General features: G+C 73.1%; 12 protein-coding genes. 10 read left to right on the top strand and 2 right to left on the bottom strand.

The annotated features are described in order from the left end of the window. The first annotated feature begins 356 nt into the window (after window positions 1-356). Window positions 357-839: a hypothetical protein gene (locus tag FHX39_RS08985; RefSeq protein WP_183337724.1), complete on the top strand. Its 483-nt coding sequence runs from the start codon at window positions 357-359 to the stop codon at window positions 837-839. A 4-nt stretch (window positions 840-843) separates the two neighbouring features. Here the strand turns inward: FHX39_RS08985 and FHX39_RS08980 are convergent, their stop codons facing one another. Continuing rightward, the gene (locus FHX39_RS08980; protein WP_183337723.1) at window positions 844-1,293 is read right to left on the bottom strand and encodes a winged helix-turn-helix transcriptional regulator; all 450 of its coding nucleotides are present in this window, start codon (window positions 1,291-1,293) and stop codon (window positions 844-846) included. A 107-nt stretch (window positions 1,294-1,400) separates the two neighbouring features. Here FHX39_RS08980 and FHX39_RS08975 point away from each other — a divergent pair, with 107 nt between their 5' ends. Beyond that, window positions 1,401-2,615: an MFS transporter gene (locus tag FHX39_RS08975; protein WP_183337722.1), complete on the top strand. Its 1,215-nt coding sequence runs from the start codon at window positions 1,401-1,403 to the stop codon at window positions 2,613-2,615. A gap of 52 nt (window positions 2,616-2,667) precedes the next feature. After that, window positions 2,668-4,647: a Na+/H+ antiporter NhaA gene (locus tag FHX39_RS08970; RefSeq protein WP_198423316.1), complete on the top strand. Its 1,980-nt coding sequence runs from the start codon at window positions 2,668-2,670 to the stop codon at window positions 4,645-4,647. Here FHX39_RS08970 and FHX39_RS08965 read toward each other — a convergent pair. Continuing rightward, window positions 4,622-5,692, bottom strand: coding sequence for a threonine aldolase family protein (locus FHX39_RS08965; protein ID WP_183337721.1), 1,071 nt, complete (start codon window positions 5,690-5,692; stop codon window positions 4,622-4,624). The two genes, FHX39_RS08970 and FHX39_RS08965, sit on opposite strands and share 26 nt — an antisense overlap. A gap of 85 nt (window positions 5,693-5,777) precedes the next feature. Between FHX39_RS08965 and FHX39_RS08960 the strand changes: the two genes are divergently transcribed. From FHX39_RS08960 to FHX39_RS08930, 7 genes are all read left to right on the top strand, one after another. After that, on the top strand, window positions 5,778-6,911 hold the full coding sequence (locus tag FHX39_RS08960; protein ID WP_198423315.1) for a type III polyketide synthase: 1,134 nt from the start codon (window positions 5,778-5,780) through the stop codon (window positions 6,909-6,911). Continuing rightward, window positions 6,908-7,615, top strand: coding sequence for a methyltransferase domain-containing protein (locus FHX39_RS08955; protein WP_183337720.1), 708 nt, complete (start codon window positions 6,908-6,910; stop codon window positions 7,613-7,615). The genes FHX39_RS08960 and FHX39_RS08955 overlap by 4 nt, the downstream gene beginning before the upstream one ends. Continuing rightward, entirely contained in the window at window positions 7,612-7,965 is a 354-nt protein-coding gene (locus FHX39_RS08950; protein WP_183337719.1) for a hypothetical protein, read from the top strand. The genes FHX39_RS08955 and FHX39_RS08950 overlap by 4 nt, the downstream gene beginning before the upstream one ends. Then, window positions 7,952-8,740 (top strand): nitroreductase family protein, encoded by a 789-nt coding sequence (locus tag FHX39_RS08945; RefSeq protein ID WP_183337718.1) that lies wholly within the window; start codon window positions 7,952-7,954, stop codon window positions 8,738-8,740. The genes FHX39_RS08950 and FHX39_RS08945 overlap by 14 nt, the downstream gene beginning before the upstream one ends. 74 nt (window positions 8,741-8,814) lie before the next feature. Next, complete coding sequence (locus tag FHX39_RS08940) at window positions 8,815-10,278, top strand: HNH endonuclease signature motif containing protein (protein ID WP_183337717.1); 1,464 nt, start codon at window positions 8,815-8,817, stop codon at window positions 10,276-10,278. A 78-nt stretch (window positions 10,279-10,356) separates the two neighbouring features. Continuing rightward, window positions 10,357-10,773: a hypothetical protein gene (locus FHX39_RS08935; RefSeq protein WP_183337716.1), complete on the top strand. Its 417-nt coding sequence runs from the start codon at window positions 10,357-10,359 to the stop codon at window positions 10,771-10,773. 160 nt (window positions 10,774-10,933) lie between these two features. Continuing rightward, window positions 10,934-13,201 carry an esterase-like activity of phytase family protein gene (locus FHX39_RS08930; RefSeq protein WP_198423314.1) on the top strand — a complete coding sequence of 756 codons (2,268 nt, stop codon included), beginning with the start codon at window positions 10,934-10,936 and terminating at the stop codon, window positions 13,199-13,201. Window positions 13,202-13,342: the final 141 nt, after the last annotated feature.

Here is a 13,342-nt window from a genome sequence, read left to right as displayed (position 1 = left end):
GCCCCGATGCCCTGGGTCGACCCCGAGACGAGGGCCGTCCTGCCGGTGAGGTCGATCTGGAGTCCGAGGCTCAAGGATCCAGCATCGTCGACCGCTCCGCCGCGACTGCCTGCGGGGATGGTCTATAACTGGGGGTGCTGTCACACAGCCTCGCAGGAGTGCGGGACGCCGCCTGGTCTCCAGGCCGCGGTCCCCCGGGTCCGCGGACCCGAGCACCGTCATTGCACGACCACCCCGACCCGCACCCTCGTGCGCCGCGCGCACCCAGAACCTCTCGTGCCGGTGGGGCGGGGCAGACGGTCGATCCGGGCCATCCGTGCACCGACCGCCCTCCCGACGACAGCGAAAGGCCTCTCGTGAGCCTCCACACCGACGGCGTCGGCCCACGCGGGGCGGCCGGGTCGAGGGAACCGGTCCGACCGTCGCCCGTCGTCGAGCTCGGCACCCCGGCCTGGTGCTGGTCCCGCCTGCGCCTCACCGCCGTGGGCGTCCTGTCGTCGGGTCCCGGGCCGCGTCCGACCAGCGTGTCCGTGGGCTACACCGAGACCGGCGGGCAGATCGTCGTCCCCGTCGACACCGAGGTCGGGGACGTGTCGTCGCTGGCCGGTTCCGCGCTGACCCTGGCCCTGACCGGACGCACCGAGGACGGCCTGCGCTGGGTCGTCCGGGCCACCGGGACCGCCCTGCTCTCCCTCTTCGAACCGGACTCGCTCGAGGCCTGCCGGAGCAGCCACCCGGCCCGCAGCAGCGCGCCCCTGCCCAGCGACGCGCTGCTCGTCCCCGTCACCTGGCTCCGCGGCTACCGCGAGGCACCGCTCCGCGCACCCGCGCAGGGCTGAGCCCTCAGCGCGGGGTCGGCCGGACCGCCGTCACCTCGGCCGGGGAGAGGGGCCGGCCGTCGGACGCGACGAAGCTCAGGCTCACGGACTCCCCCGTCGCCGCCTCCACGAACGTGGCCGGCCGGGCCTCCGCGTCGGGGCGGTGCTCCCGGCCCCAGGTGCTCAGCGCGCCCAGCACGAGGCGCAGGTCCTCCCCGGCCGGGGTCAGCACGTACTCCTCGCGCTGCCGCCCGCCGTCGACCCGGTACGGCCGGCGCTCGAGCACGCCGACGTCGACGAGGGTGGCCAGCCGATCGGTCAGGACGTCGGGGGCCACCCCGAGCGCCTCGCGGAAGTCGGAGAACCGCGTCCGGCCCCAGCACGCCTCGCGGACGACGAGCAGCGTCCACTTCTCCCCCAGCACCTCCAGGCTCCGGGCGATCGAGCAGTGGTCGTTCCGGGGTGCGGCGGGCATGACCCGATGGTAGCCCTGGGTTGGAACTACCGATCCAGGTGCTAGGTTCATCTCTCCAACCCAGCTACGGTCCCTGACGGACCGCGGCTCAGCGACAGGACATCGACGTGGCCCGTACGAAGACCAGCCCCGGCCCGACCCTGGGGCGGCGCGCCAGCTTCTGGACCGCCGCGGCCGTCGCCGCCCTCGCGCTGTGGACGAGCGGCGCGCCCAGCGTCAGCTACCCCTTGTACGCCGCGGAGTGGCACCTCACCCCGACCACCACGAACGCGATCTTCGCGGTCTACCCGATCGTGCTCGTCGTCGTGCTGATCGTGCTCGGGGACCTCTCCGACCACATCGGCCGTCGCGCCTCGATCGTCCTGGGCCTGGTGGCCGTCCTGGTCGGCGTGCTGCTCTTCGCCCTCGCGCCGAACGTGGTGTGGGTGTTCGTGGGCCGGGCCTTCATGGGGCTCGGGGTCGGGCTGTCGCTGAGTCCGGCGTCGGCCGCCATGGTCGACTTCAGCCCGCCCGGGCAGGTGGCCCGGGCGAGCTCGATCACCACCGCGGCGACCGCCACCGGGCTCGCGCTGGCCACGCTGGTCGGCGGGGCGCTCGTGCAGTACGCGCCCTACCCGCTGCACCTCGACTACTGGGTCCTCGCCGTCGTCGTCACCGGGGTCCTCGTGCTGGCCTGGTTCCTCCCGCGCCACGTGGCGAACGAGGACCCACGCCCGTGGCGGCTCCGCGGGCTGACCGTGCCGCGGGGTCTCGGCGGCACCTTCGCCACCGCGGTGCTGGCGGTCAGCGCCGCGTACGCGCTGGGCTCCGTCGTGCTGGCCATGGGCGCGCAGATCGCCCGGCAGCTCGTCGGCTCGAGCAACGTGCTGGTGACCGGCGCGCTGCTGTCGGTCTCCGCGATCGTCATCGGCGTCGTGGCCGTCGTCTCGCGCCGGCTGCCGGCGCGGTGGCTGATCGGCTCCGGGACCGTCGCCTCGATCCTCGGCCTCGGGCTGCTCACGCTCTCGGCGAGCGCGCACTCGCTGCCGCTCTTCTTCGCCGGCATGGTGCTCGGCGGGGCGGGCTACAGCTTCAACTTCCTCGGCGGCCTGACCCTGGTGAACGCGCACGCCCCCGCCACCCACCGCGCCGGGATGCTGTCCTCGGTGCTGGTCGTCGCCTACCTCGTCCAGGGTGCCGCCGCCTTGCTGCTGGGGGCCATCGCGACCTCGGGCGGGCTCGCCGTCGCCCTCGACGTCGGCTGGCCGGCCATCGGGGTCATCTGCGTCGCCGCGCTCGTGCTGGTCCTCGTGGTCCGGCGTCCCCGGGCCGTCGTCGCGTGACCGCCACCACCTGCCCTTGCCACCGGCCCCCGAACCTGACGACACTCACGACGTGAACCCTCCGCCAGGCGTCGACGTCGTCCCGGACGAGCCCGACACCGCGGCCGACGGGCTGGTCGAGGGCGCCGCCGAGCCGGCCGGCCCCGACGAGGCGCAGACGCCCTGGCTCCGGCGGGGTCAGAGCAGCCTGCGCGCCCTGCTGCTCAGCGAGTCGGGCAGCGCCGGCGTGCTCGTCGCGGCGATCCTCGTGGCGCTGCTCTGGGCCAACCTCAGCCCCGCCTCGTACACCGGGGTCTGGACCACCGAGCTGTCCGTCCGCCTCGGCGGGCGCGAGATCGCGATGGACCTGCAGGAGTGGGTGAACAAGGCCCTGATGACCCTGTTCTTCCTCGTCGTCGGGCTCGAGGCCCGACGCGAGCTGGACCTCGGCGAGCTCCGTGACCGCAAGCGGTTCCTGCTCCCCCTCGTCGCCGGGCTGCTCGCGATGGCGATCCCGGTGCTGATCTACCTGGCGGTCAACCGGGGCGGGCCGGGCGCCGACGGCTGGGGCGCGGCCATGTCGACCGACACCGCGCTCTCCCTCGGCCTCGTCGCCGTCGTGGGCCGGATCGTCCCGGAACGCGTCCGGCTGTTCCTGCTCACCGTCTTCGTCGTCGACGACCTCGTCGCGCTCGTGGTCATCGCGATCTTCTACAGCGAGTCGATCGACGTCACCGCGCTCGTCGTCGCCGTGGTCGTCTTCGCCGCGATCCTCCTCGCGGCGCGGACGCGGGTCGGCGGACCCACCTTCTTCGCCGTCGCGGGCGTCGTGCTGTGGCTCGCCCTGCTCCGCAGCTGCGTCGACCCGGTCGTCGCCGGCCTGGCCATCGGGCTGACCGCCTCGGCGTACACCCCGACCCGCGAGGGCCTGGAGGGCGCGACGGCGCTGTTCCGCACGTTCCGGGAGGAGCCGACGCCCGAGCTCGCCCGCAGCGCCAGCGCCGGCGTCACCGCCACCCTGTCGCCCAACGCCCGGCTGCAGCGCTTCTACGTGCCCTCGACCACGTACGTGATCGTCCCGCTCTTCGGGCTGGCCAACGCCGGCTTCGTGCTCGACGAGGACCTGCTCGCCCGCGCCTGGGCCTCCCCGATCACGCTGGGCATCGTCCTCGGCTACGTCGTGGGCAAGCCCGCGGGCGTGCTGCTGGCGAGCTGGGCGGTCACCCGCCTCAGCCACGGCCGCATCAAGCCGCCGGTCGGCTGGCTCGCTGTCGCCGGGAGCGGCACGATCGCGGGCGTCGCCTTCACCGTCTCGCTGCTCATCGCGACCCTGGCCTTCGACGGCCCGGAGCTGGCCGAGGCCAAGCTCGGCATCCTCGCCACCAGCGTGCTGGCGCTGGGGGTGACCACCGTCGTGTTCCAGACCTCGAAGCTCCTGGACCCGGACCGTCGCGCGCGGGCGATGCTCGGCAGCGCGACGGCCCTGCTGGACCTCGCCGAGCCCTTCGACGACACCCGCGACCACTACCGCGGCCGGCGCGACGCGAGCGTGGTCCTCTACGAGTACGGCGACTTCGAGTGCCCCCACTGCGGTCTCGCGGAACCGGCCGCCCGGGCCGAGCTCGACTCCGACGACGACCTGCTCTTCGTCTGGCGGCACCTGCCGCTGACCGACGTCCACCCGCACGCCCAGCTGGCGGCGGAGGCGTCGGAGGCGGCCGGCAAGCAGGGTGCGTTCTGGCCGCTGCACGACCTGCTGCTGACCCACCAGGACCACCTGAAGCGGTCGGACCTGCTCGGCTACGCCGGCGGGCTCGGGCTCGACGTCGACCGCTTCGCCGAGGACCTCGACCGCCACGTGCACGCCGACCGGATCGCGAGCGACATCGACTCGGCGGACCGCAGCGGCGTCTCGGGCACCCCGACCTTCTTCGTGAACGGCCGCCGCCACTACGGCGCGTACGACGCCGCCTCGCTCCAGCAGGCCGTCGCGTCGGCCAGGGAACGCGCCGGGATGGCGGACGCTCCTAGCGCGTCAGCTCCTCGCCGATGACGGCGACGAAGTGGTCGACGTCGGCCTCGGTCGTGTCCCACGCCGCCATCCAGCGCACCTCCGAACGCGTCCGGTCCCAGTCGTAGAAGCGGACCCGTTCCCGGATCCGGTCCGCGACGGTCGCCGCGAGGCTGGCGAAGACCGCGTTCGCCTGGGTCGGCCGGGTGAAGGTCAGGCCGGGCAGCGTGCCGCCGGCGACGCCGGCCTCGAGCGCCGTACGCAACCGGGCCGCCATCGCGTTCGCGTGCCGCGCGCTGCGCAGCCCGAGGTCGTCGTCGAAGAGCGCGAGGAGCTGGGCCGACGCGAACCGCATCTTGCTCGTGAGCTGCATCGTCAGCTTGCGGAGGTAGACGAGCCCGGTCGCCCGCGCCGGGTCGAGGACCACGACGGCCTCGGTGCCGAGCAGCCCGTTCTTGGTGCCGCCGAAGGTGAGCACGTCCACCCCGACGTCGCTGGTGAAGGCGGCGAACGGCAGGTCGAGCGCGGCGGCCGCGTTCCAGATCCGTGCGCCGTCGAGGTGCACGGCCATCCCGTGGGCGTGCGCGTGCTCGGCGACGGCGCGGATCTCGTCGGGGGTGTAGACGGTGCCGACCTCGGTGCTCTGGGTGAGGCTGACCGCCAGGGGCTGCGCCCGGTGCTCGTCGCCCCAGCCCCAGGCCTCGCGCTCGACCAGCTCGGGGGTCAGCTTGCCGTCCGGCGTGGCGACGGGGAGCAGCTTGAGCCCGGTCACGCGCTCCGGGGCGCCGGCCTCGTCGGTGTGGATGTGGGCGGTGTCGGTGCAGACGACCGCGCCCCAGCGCGGCAGCACGCTGGTCAGGCCGATGACGTTGGCGCCCGTCCCGTTGAAGACCGGGAACGTCTCGACCTCGGCGCCGAGCTGCTCGCGCATCACGTCCTGCAGCCGCGCGGTGTAGGCGTCCTCGCCGTACGCGACCTGGTGGCCGCCGTTGGCGGCGGCGAGCGCCTCGAGGACCTCGGGGTGGACGCCGGCGTAGTTGTCGCTGGCGAAGCCGCGCCAGGTCGGGTCGTGCAGCGGGGTGCTCATCGCCGACGATCATCCCAGAGGCGCCGGGTCGCCCCACCCGTGACGGCGGTGCGCTGGACTTTGGGCCATCGGGTACGAAGGACCCGTGGCCCCTTCACCTGCACCGGTGTTCGTGCGGGCGGTCGGGACCGCCGTCCCGGTGACCGTGCTGCGCCAGCCCGAGTTCCGCGACGTCCTCGCCGCGCAGCCCGGGCTCAGCCGCCTCGGCGTCCGTCGGTTGCGTGCCGCGTTCGACGCCTCGGACATCGACACCCGCCACACGGTGATGGGTGAGCTCGGCAGGGACCACGGGGTCGACGCGGGCTCCGATCCCGTGCACTACGACCCCCGCAGCTCCCTCGTGCTGGCCCCGTCGACCGGCACGCGCAACGCCGCGTACGTCCGCGAGGCCCCGCCGCTGTTCCTCGCGGCGGCCAAGGACGCCCTCGGCGCGAGCGACCTGGTCGCCGACGACGTCACCCACGTCGTCACGGTGTCCTGCACGGGCTTCTTCGCCCCCGGGCCGGACTACCTGCTCGTCCGCCAGCTCGGGCTCCCCGTGACCACGCAGCGGTTCCACCTGGGCTTCATGGGCTGCTACGGCGCGTTCCCGGCCCTCCGGCTGGCCCAGGCCGTCTGCCGCGCCGACCCCGAGGCGGTCGTGCTCGTGGTCTGCGCCGAGCTGTGCTCGCTGCACCTGCACGTGGGCGACGACCTCGACACGATCCTGTCCTCGTCGCTGTTCGCCGACGGCGCGGCCGCGGCGGTGGTCACCGGACGGGCCCCCGCCGCGGGCTCCGAGACGGTGACGCTCGACGCGCTCGGCACCACGCTCAGCGACGACGGCGAGGCCCACATGGCCTGGACCATCGGCGACCTCGGCTTCGACATGGTCCTGAGCCGCTACGTCCCGCGCATCCTCGGGTCGTCGCTGCCCGCCGCCCTGCCCTCGCTGCTCGGTCTGCTCTCCCCCACCGAGGTCGACCGCTGGGCGGTGCACCCGGGTGGGCGCAGCGTGCTCGACCAGGTGCAGGCGGCGCTCGGGCTGAGCGACGACGACCTGGCCCCGTCGCGCGACGTCCTGCGCCGCTACGGGAACATGTCCAGCCCCACCGTCCTCTTCGTGCTGGCCGAGCTGCTCCGGGCGCCCGCAGCCGGGCCGGAGCAGCTCGCGGGCCTCGCCTTCGGCCCCGGGCTGACGGTGGAGAGCGCGCTCCTGACCCGGACCCCGGCGGCATGACCGACCTGGCCCGGCGGGAGACGTCCGCGGTCGAGCTGATGGACGACCCGGCCTGCGACCTGACCCGGCTGGAGCGGACGTACGCCCAGTTCGCCGTGGTGAACCGGCTCGTGTCGGGCTGGCGGCGGCTCTACATCGCCACGCTGCGCCCGGTGCTGGCCGCGAGCCCGCGCCCGACCCTGCTCGACGTCGGCTTCGGGGGCGGCGACGTCGCCCGCTGCCTGGACCGGTGGGCGCGGCGCGACGGCCTCGACCTGGCGGTCACCGCCATCGACCCGGACCCGCGCGCCGCCGCCTTCGTCGACCGGCGGCCGAGCGGTGACGTCACGTTCCGCCGGGCGAGCAGCGCCGACCTCGTGGCCGAGGGCCGCCGCTACGACGTCGTCGTGTCCAACCACCTGCTGCACCACCTCGACCCCGTCGCGCTGCAGGCGCTGCTGGCCGACAGCGAACGGCTGGCCGGCCGCCTCGCGCTCCACAGCGACCTGAGCCGGTCGCGGCTGGCCCACCGGGCGTACGGCGTGGTCACCCGGCCGCTGGCCCGCTCCTCGTTCCTCCACGACGACGGCCTGCTCTCGATCCGGCGCAGCTATCGGCCCGCCGAGCTGGCCGACGTGCGCCCGGGCTGGTCGGCCCGTGCGCTCGGCCCGTTCCGGCTGCTGCTGCGGCACGACGCCCAGCAGGACGGCCGGTCCGCCGGGTGAGGCCCCCGCGCCCGGCCACGCTCTTCGCGGCCGCCACCACCGCGTACGCGCTGAACGTCGGCCTCGGCACCGCCGTCGCCCTCCGCCTCGTTGACACGCGACGGTTCCGCTGGGTGCACCACGCCCTCTACGTCGGCACCAGCACCCTCGCCGCCTCGGCCGCCAGCACGCTGCTGTGGAGCGACAGCCGCGCGGGCTGGCGGCTGCTGCCGGCCGCGCTGCCCCTCGTCGTGGTCTCGCAGGTCAGCGCCCGTTCCCGGCGCCACCCGGTCGTCGCGCTGAGCGCCGCGCCCTTCTTCGCCAGCAGCCTCGCCCGAGCCATCCAGGAGCAGCAGCATGGAGTTTCTTGACGTCGTCCGGCGCCGCAAGACCACGAACGGCCCGTTCCGCCCGGACCCGGTCAGCGAGGAGCACCAGCGCCTGCTCATGGAGGTCGCGGGCCGCGCGCCCTCGCAGCTCAACAGCCAGCCGTGGCGCTTCGTGATCATCGACTCGCCCAAGATCATCGAGCAGGTCGCGGAGATCAGCGGCGAGAGCATGACGACGGCCATGTCCAACGGCACGTTCTTCGAGCGCTACCGGCCGTACTTCCGCTTCTCCGCCGACGAGATGGCCGAGAAGCGGAGCGGCATGCTCTTCGACCGGCTGCCCGCGCTGCTGCGGCCGTTCACCAAGCAGGTGTTCACGGCCCGCGGCCAGCAGGTGATGAACCGGCTGCGCGTCCCCCAGTCCTTGGGCGCCGAGAACCGCCGCCTCGTCGCCGGCTCCCCGCTGCTGCTGGCAGTGATGCTCGACCGTGCGGAGTACCGGCCCGGCGAGCTGTCCGGCTTCTACTCCGTCTTCAGCATGGGCGCGGCGATGGAAAACGTCTGGCTGACCACCGTCGAGATCGGCATGGGCATCCAGTTCGTGTCGTTCCCGATGGAGGTCGAGGGCCAGTGGGACCGGCTCGCGCAGCTCTTCGCGGTGCCCGACGACCTCGAGCTGATGGCGGTCTACCGGCTCGGCTACCTCCCCGAGTCGGCGGTGCGTCCGGCCATCGACTGGTCGAGCCACGAGCGCCGGCTGCCGTCGCAGTACGTGTTCCGCGACTCGTGCCGGACGCCCCAGGAGGGCTGGGACTGAGCGCCCACACCTGACGCCGGACGGACAACACCTGGGCCTCGAAACTGTCGGACCCGGCGAACAGAATCGTTCGTATGTTCGATCCGACGGTGACGGTGGCGACCGCCTCCCAGCTTGCCGACCGGATCGCCGCGACCCACGCGCTGCTCCGCGAGACGGAGTGCGAGGAGCTCGTCCTCGCCGCGGCGTGGGCCGACGTGCACTACCTCGACACCGGCGCCGAGGACTACATGCCGCTGGTCCAGCGTGCGCGGGCGTGGGGTGGTGACGGGTGCCCGCAGGTGGCGGAGCACTGCGCGCACGAGCTCGGCGCGCTGCGCGGGACGGGCGTGGTGGCGGCGCGGATGCTGATCGCGGACGCCCTCGATCTGCGTCACCGGCTGCCCCGGCTCTGGGTGCTGGTCACCACAGGCGTGGTGCGCGCGTGGCAGGCGCGTGCGGTGGCGCAGGCGACGCACGCGCTGTCGTGGGAGGCGTGCGCCGAGGTCGACCAGACGTTGAGCAGCTTCCTGCCGATGCTGGCCTGGCCCCGCTTCCAGCGTCTCCTGGCCGCGGCCGTGCTGGAGGCGGACCCCGAGGCCCGTCGGGCGCGGGAGGAGGCGGCGCGGGTCGAGCGGGGGGTGTGGTCGTACGCCGGGGAGGACGGGCTGCGCACGATCGTGGCGAAGGCAGCGTCGGGTGACGTGCGCTGGTTCATGGCCGCGGTGGACCGGCTGGCCGAGGTGCTGCGCCTGGAGGGCGATCTCGACCTGGTCGACGCGCGGCGGGCGAAGGCGGTCGGTCTGCTCGCCCAACCCGCCCGCGCCCTCGAGCTCCTCGCCCGCCACGCCGACGACCCCGACCCGCAGGACCAGCAGGAGTCCGCGACCGACACCCCGGGCGACGAGCCCGGTGCGGAGGAGCCCGGACGGTCCCTCGACCTCACCGTCCCCGACGGACTGACGGCGGCCGACCTGCGCCGGCTGCGTCCGCGGGTCGTGCTGCACCTGCACCTGACCGACGGCGCACTCCGCGCCGGGGACGGGCTCGTCCGGCCCGAGCACGGCGACCCGCTCACCCTCGACCAGGCCCGGGAATGGCTCACCGACACCGGCTGCCACGTCACGGTGCGACCCGTTGTCGACCCCGTCGAGACCGCGCCGGTCGACGCGTACGAGATCCCCTACCGGCTGCGCGACGCCCTGTTCCTGCGCAACCCGGTCGACGTCTTCCCCTTCGGCCAGGCGACCAGTCGGACCCTCGACCTCGACCACACCGTCCCGTACGTGCCCCTCGCCCGCGGTGGTCCACCGGGCCAGACCAGCGTGGACAACCTCGGTCCCCTGACCCGCAGCCACCACCGTGCGGTGACGTTCGGCCGGTGGCGACGACGACAACCCGACCCGGGGACGTACGTCTTCCGATCGCCGAACGGGCACGTGTTCGTCGTGACGAACCAGGGCACCCTCAACCTGGGTCGCACGCCGTTCTCGCACGCCCTGTGGGACGTGTGCTCACGCACCGATCTCCGGAGCTGCGTCGCGCCCGACGCTGCGTGATCAGCAGGGCGGCGAAGGCTCTTCCGGTCGTGGTCCCGTCGCCCTAGGCTCGGGCCACCGTCTCCGGGAGGACATCCCATGGCCGTCGTGACCAGCCGTCGCCTGCTGAGCCGCGCCCTGGTCGCCGCCGTGGTGACGGCGGTCTTCTTCGCGCTGAAGGACTCGACGATCGCCGCCGGCCGCGACGCCTTCGACGACCCTCTGGTCAACGGCTTCTTCTACGTCGGTGCGGTCGCCCTGGCCGTGACCTTCGCCCTGGCGGGAGCCGCCCTCGCCCGTCGCCCTGGACGGCGTGGCCGGCTGCGGGGCGCGGCCCTCGGGCTCGCCGTCGGGGTCGTCGGGGGTGTGGTGATCGCCGCCGTCTTCACCGCCCTGCTGCCGGCGGACGAGAGCTGGGTCTACGGGGAGGTCAACCTCTGGGCGATCGCGGTGCTCACCCTCGTCACGCTCCTCGTCCTGCGCTCCCGCGCGAGCGCACCCCGCCGCGCCGCCTGACCCCGGACCCGTCGCGCGCCAGTTACGTCCCGAGTTCACCGACTGGTGGCCGACCGTTCTTCTCCGGACGGGAACGATGACAGGACCAGCCGCTTCGATCCTGGTGACGCCAGCGCGGGCCGCACCTCCGACGGCCCCGGCGACGACGAAGAGGAGCACCGTGGTCCGAGCACGACGCCGAGTGGCGGGGCTGGTCACCACCGCCCTGCTGGCCGCAGGACTGGCCGGAGCGGGTGGGGTGCCGGCGGCGCAGGCCGCACCTGCCGAGCCGAAGAGCCGCCCCAGCCCGAGCCGGCTGGTCAAGACCCCGACCCTCGAGGCCCGCGCCACGCTGTCGGCCGACTACCAGGCCCCCGGCCCGGCCTCCGGCGCGCTGGCGACACCGAACGGCGCGGTCAACGGCCGTACCGGCCCGTTCCCGGGGCAGGTCGTCCCGGGCTTCTCCGGGGTCGTGGCCAACAAGAACGGCACCTACTGGGCGATGCCGGACAACGGCTTCGGCACGAAAGCGAACTCGGCCGACTTCCTGCTCCGCGTCTACCTCGTGAAGCCCTCGTTCGAGACGTCCGACGGCGGCAGCGGGGCGATCAAGGTCGAGCGGTTCATCTCGCTGCGCGACCCGCAGAAGAAGATCAGGTACCCGATCGTCAACGGAGACACCAAGGAACGGCTGCTGACCGGCGCCGACTTCGACATCGAGTCGATCGTGCAGCAGCCGGACGGCACCTTCTGGGTCGGCGAGGAGTTCGGGCCCTTCCTGCTGCACGTCGATCGCAGCGGCATGCTGCTGTCGGCCCCGGTCCCCTTCGTCGACGGCAAGTCGCCGGACAACCCGACCCTGGCCGCGGGCGAGACCCCGACGATCGGCAGCAGCCGTGGCTTCGAGGCCATGGCCGGGTCCAAGGACGGGCGCTACCTCTACCCGATCCTCGAGGGGGCGTTCACCGCTGACGCGGACCAGCGTCGTCGCGTCGTCTACGAGTTCGACACCAGGAAGGCCCGCTACACGAAGAAGACGTGGGCGTACGAGACCGACACCGACGCCGACTTCGTGGGCGACGCGCACCTGGTGGGCAAGAACAAGCTCGTCGTGCTCGAGCGGGACAACTTCGACGGCCCGCAGGCCGTCGTCAAGCGCGTCTACACCGTCGAGCTGAACCGCACGGAGAACGGCTTCGCGCGCAAGCGCCTCCTGCTGGACCTGCTCAAGATCGCCAACCCGCAGCGGATCGGCACCAAGGCGTCGCCGGGCGCGTACGGGGTGGGGTCGACCTTCTCCTTCGCGTTCCAGTCGACCGAGACCGTGGTCCCGCTGAGCGGCGGGCGCTACCTCTTCGCCAACGACAACAACTACCCGAACAACTCGGCCCGCTACCCGGGCAAGCCGGACGACACCGAGATGATCATCGTCGGCCTCCCGAAGGTCCGCACCGACGCGCCCACCGCGCGCCTGGTCGGCCACCGCGGCGCCAGCGGCTACCGGCCGGAGCACACGCTGGCCAGCTACGAGCTGGCGATCCAGCAGTGCGCGGACTACATCGAGCCCGACGTCGTCCCCACCAAGGACGGCAAGCTCGTCGCCCGGCACGAGCCCAACATCACCGAGACGACGAACGTGTCGACGCACCCCGAGTTCGCCGACCGCAAGACCACCAAGGTCGTCGACGGCACCAGCCAGACCGGCTGGTTCACCGAGGACTTCACCCTCGCCGAGCTCCGCACGCTGCGGGCGAAGGAGCGGCTGCCGCTGGTCCGGCCGGGCAACACGGCCTTCGACGGCCTGTACCCGATCCCCACGCTCGACGAGGTCTTCGACCTGGCCCTGCACTCCCGCACCTGCAGCGGCAAGCCGGTCGGCGTGGCCCCCGAGACGAAGCACCCGACGTACTTCGCCTCGATCGGGCTGCCGACCGACGCGAAGGTGGTGGCCGAGCTCAAGGCCCACGGCTGGACGAAGAAGAGCTCCCCGGTCGTGATCCAGAGCTTCGAGACCGGGAACCTCAAGGCGCTGGCCAAGAAGACGAAGGTGCCGCTGATCCAGCTCGTCGACTGCTCCGGCGCCCCGTACGACCTCAAGGCCGCCGGCCGCACGACGACGTACGCGGACCTCGTGACCCCGCAGGGCCTGAAGGGGATCAAGCGCTACGCCGACCAGGTCGCGCTGTGCAAGGACGTGATGATCCCGCGGGACGCCGACGGACGGCTGCTCGCCCCGACGCCGGTGATCCGCGACGCCCACCGGGCCGGGCTCACGATCACGGGCTGGACGTTCCGCCGCGAGAACCAGTTCCTGCCGCTGCAGTTCCGCAGCAGCACCGTGCCGGCCGAGGTGGGCGACCTGAACGGCGAGATCGAGACGTTCCTCGACGCCGGGATGGACAACTTCTTCACCGACAACCCCGACATCGGGCAGGAGGCCCGGACCTAGGGGTTCGTCCGACGCTCTGAGTCGAAGGGCCGCGTGGTGGTCGGCGAGAACGCTGACTGCTGCGTGGCCCTTCGACGGGCTGGGAGCGTTCTCTACTGATTGCTTATGCAGAGTTGACAATCTATTCATCCCGTTGGCAGC

The sequence above is a fragment of the Microlunatus antarcticus genome, from assembly GCF_014193425.1.
Lineage (GTDB): Bacteria > Actinomycetota > Actinomycetes > Propionibacteriales > Propionibacteriaceae > Microlunatus > Microlunatus antarcticus.
Note: the sequence above shows the minus strand (reverse complement) of the source record. Positions and strands in the feature narration are given on the sequence as shown.

Excerpts from the sequence above, each read along its gene's own strand:
- FHX39_RS08935 (WP_183337716.1), top strand. The coding sequence starts at position 10,357 with ATGGCCGTCGTGACCAGCCGTCGCCTGCTGAGCCGCGCCCTGGTCGCC.
- FHX39_RS08980 (WP_183337723.1), bottom strand. The coding sequence starts at position 1,293 with ATGCCCGCCGCACCCCGGAACGACCACTGCTCGATCGCCCGGAGCCTG.
- FHX39_RS08965 (WP_183337721.1), bottom strand. The coding sequence starts at position 5,692 with ATGAGCACCCCGCTGCACGACCCGACCTGGCGCGGCTTCGCCAGCGAC.
- FHX39_RS08945 (WP_183337718.1), top strand. The coding sequence starts at position 7,952 with ATGGAGTTTCTTGACGTCGTCCGGCGCCGCAAGACCACGAACGGCCCG.
- FHX39_RS08940 (WP_183337717.1), top strand. The coding sequence starts at position 8,815 with ATGTTCGATCCGACGGTGACGGTGGCGACCGCCTCCCAGCTTGCCGAC.
- FHX39_RS08955 (WP_183337720.1), top strand. The coding sequence starts at position 6,908 with ATGACCGACCTGGCCCGGCGGGAGACGTCCGCGGTCGAGCTGATGGAC.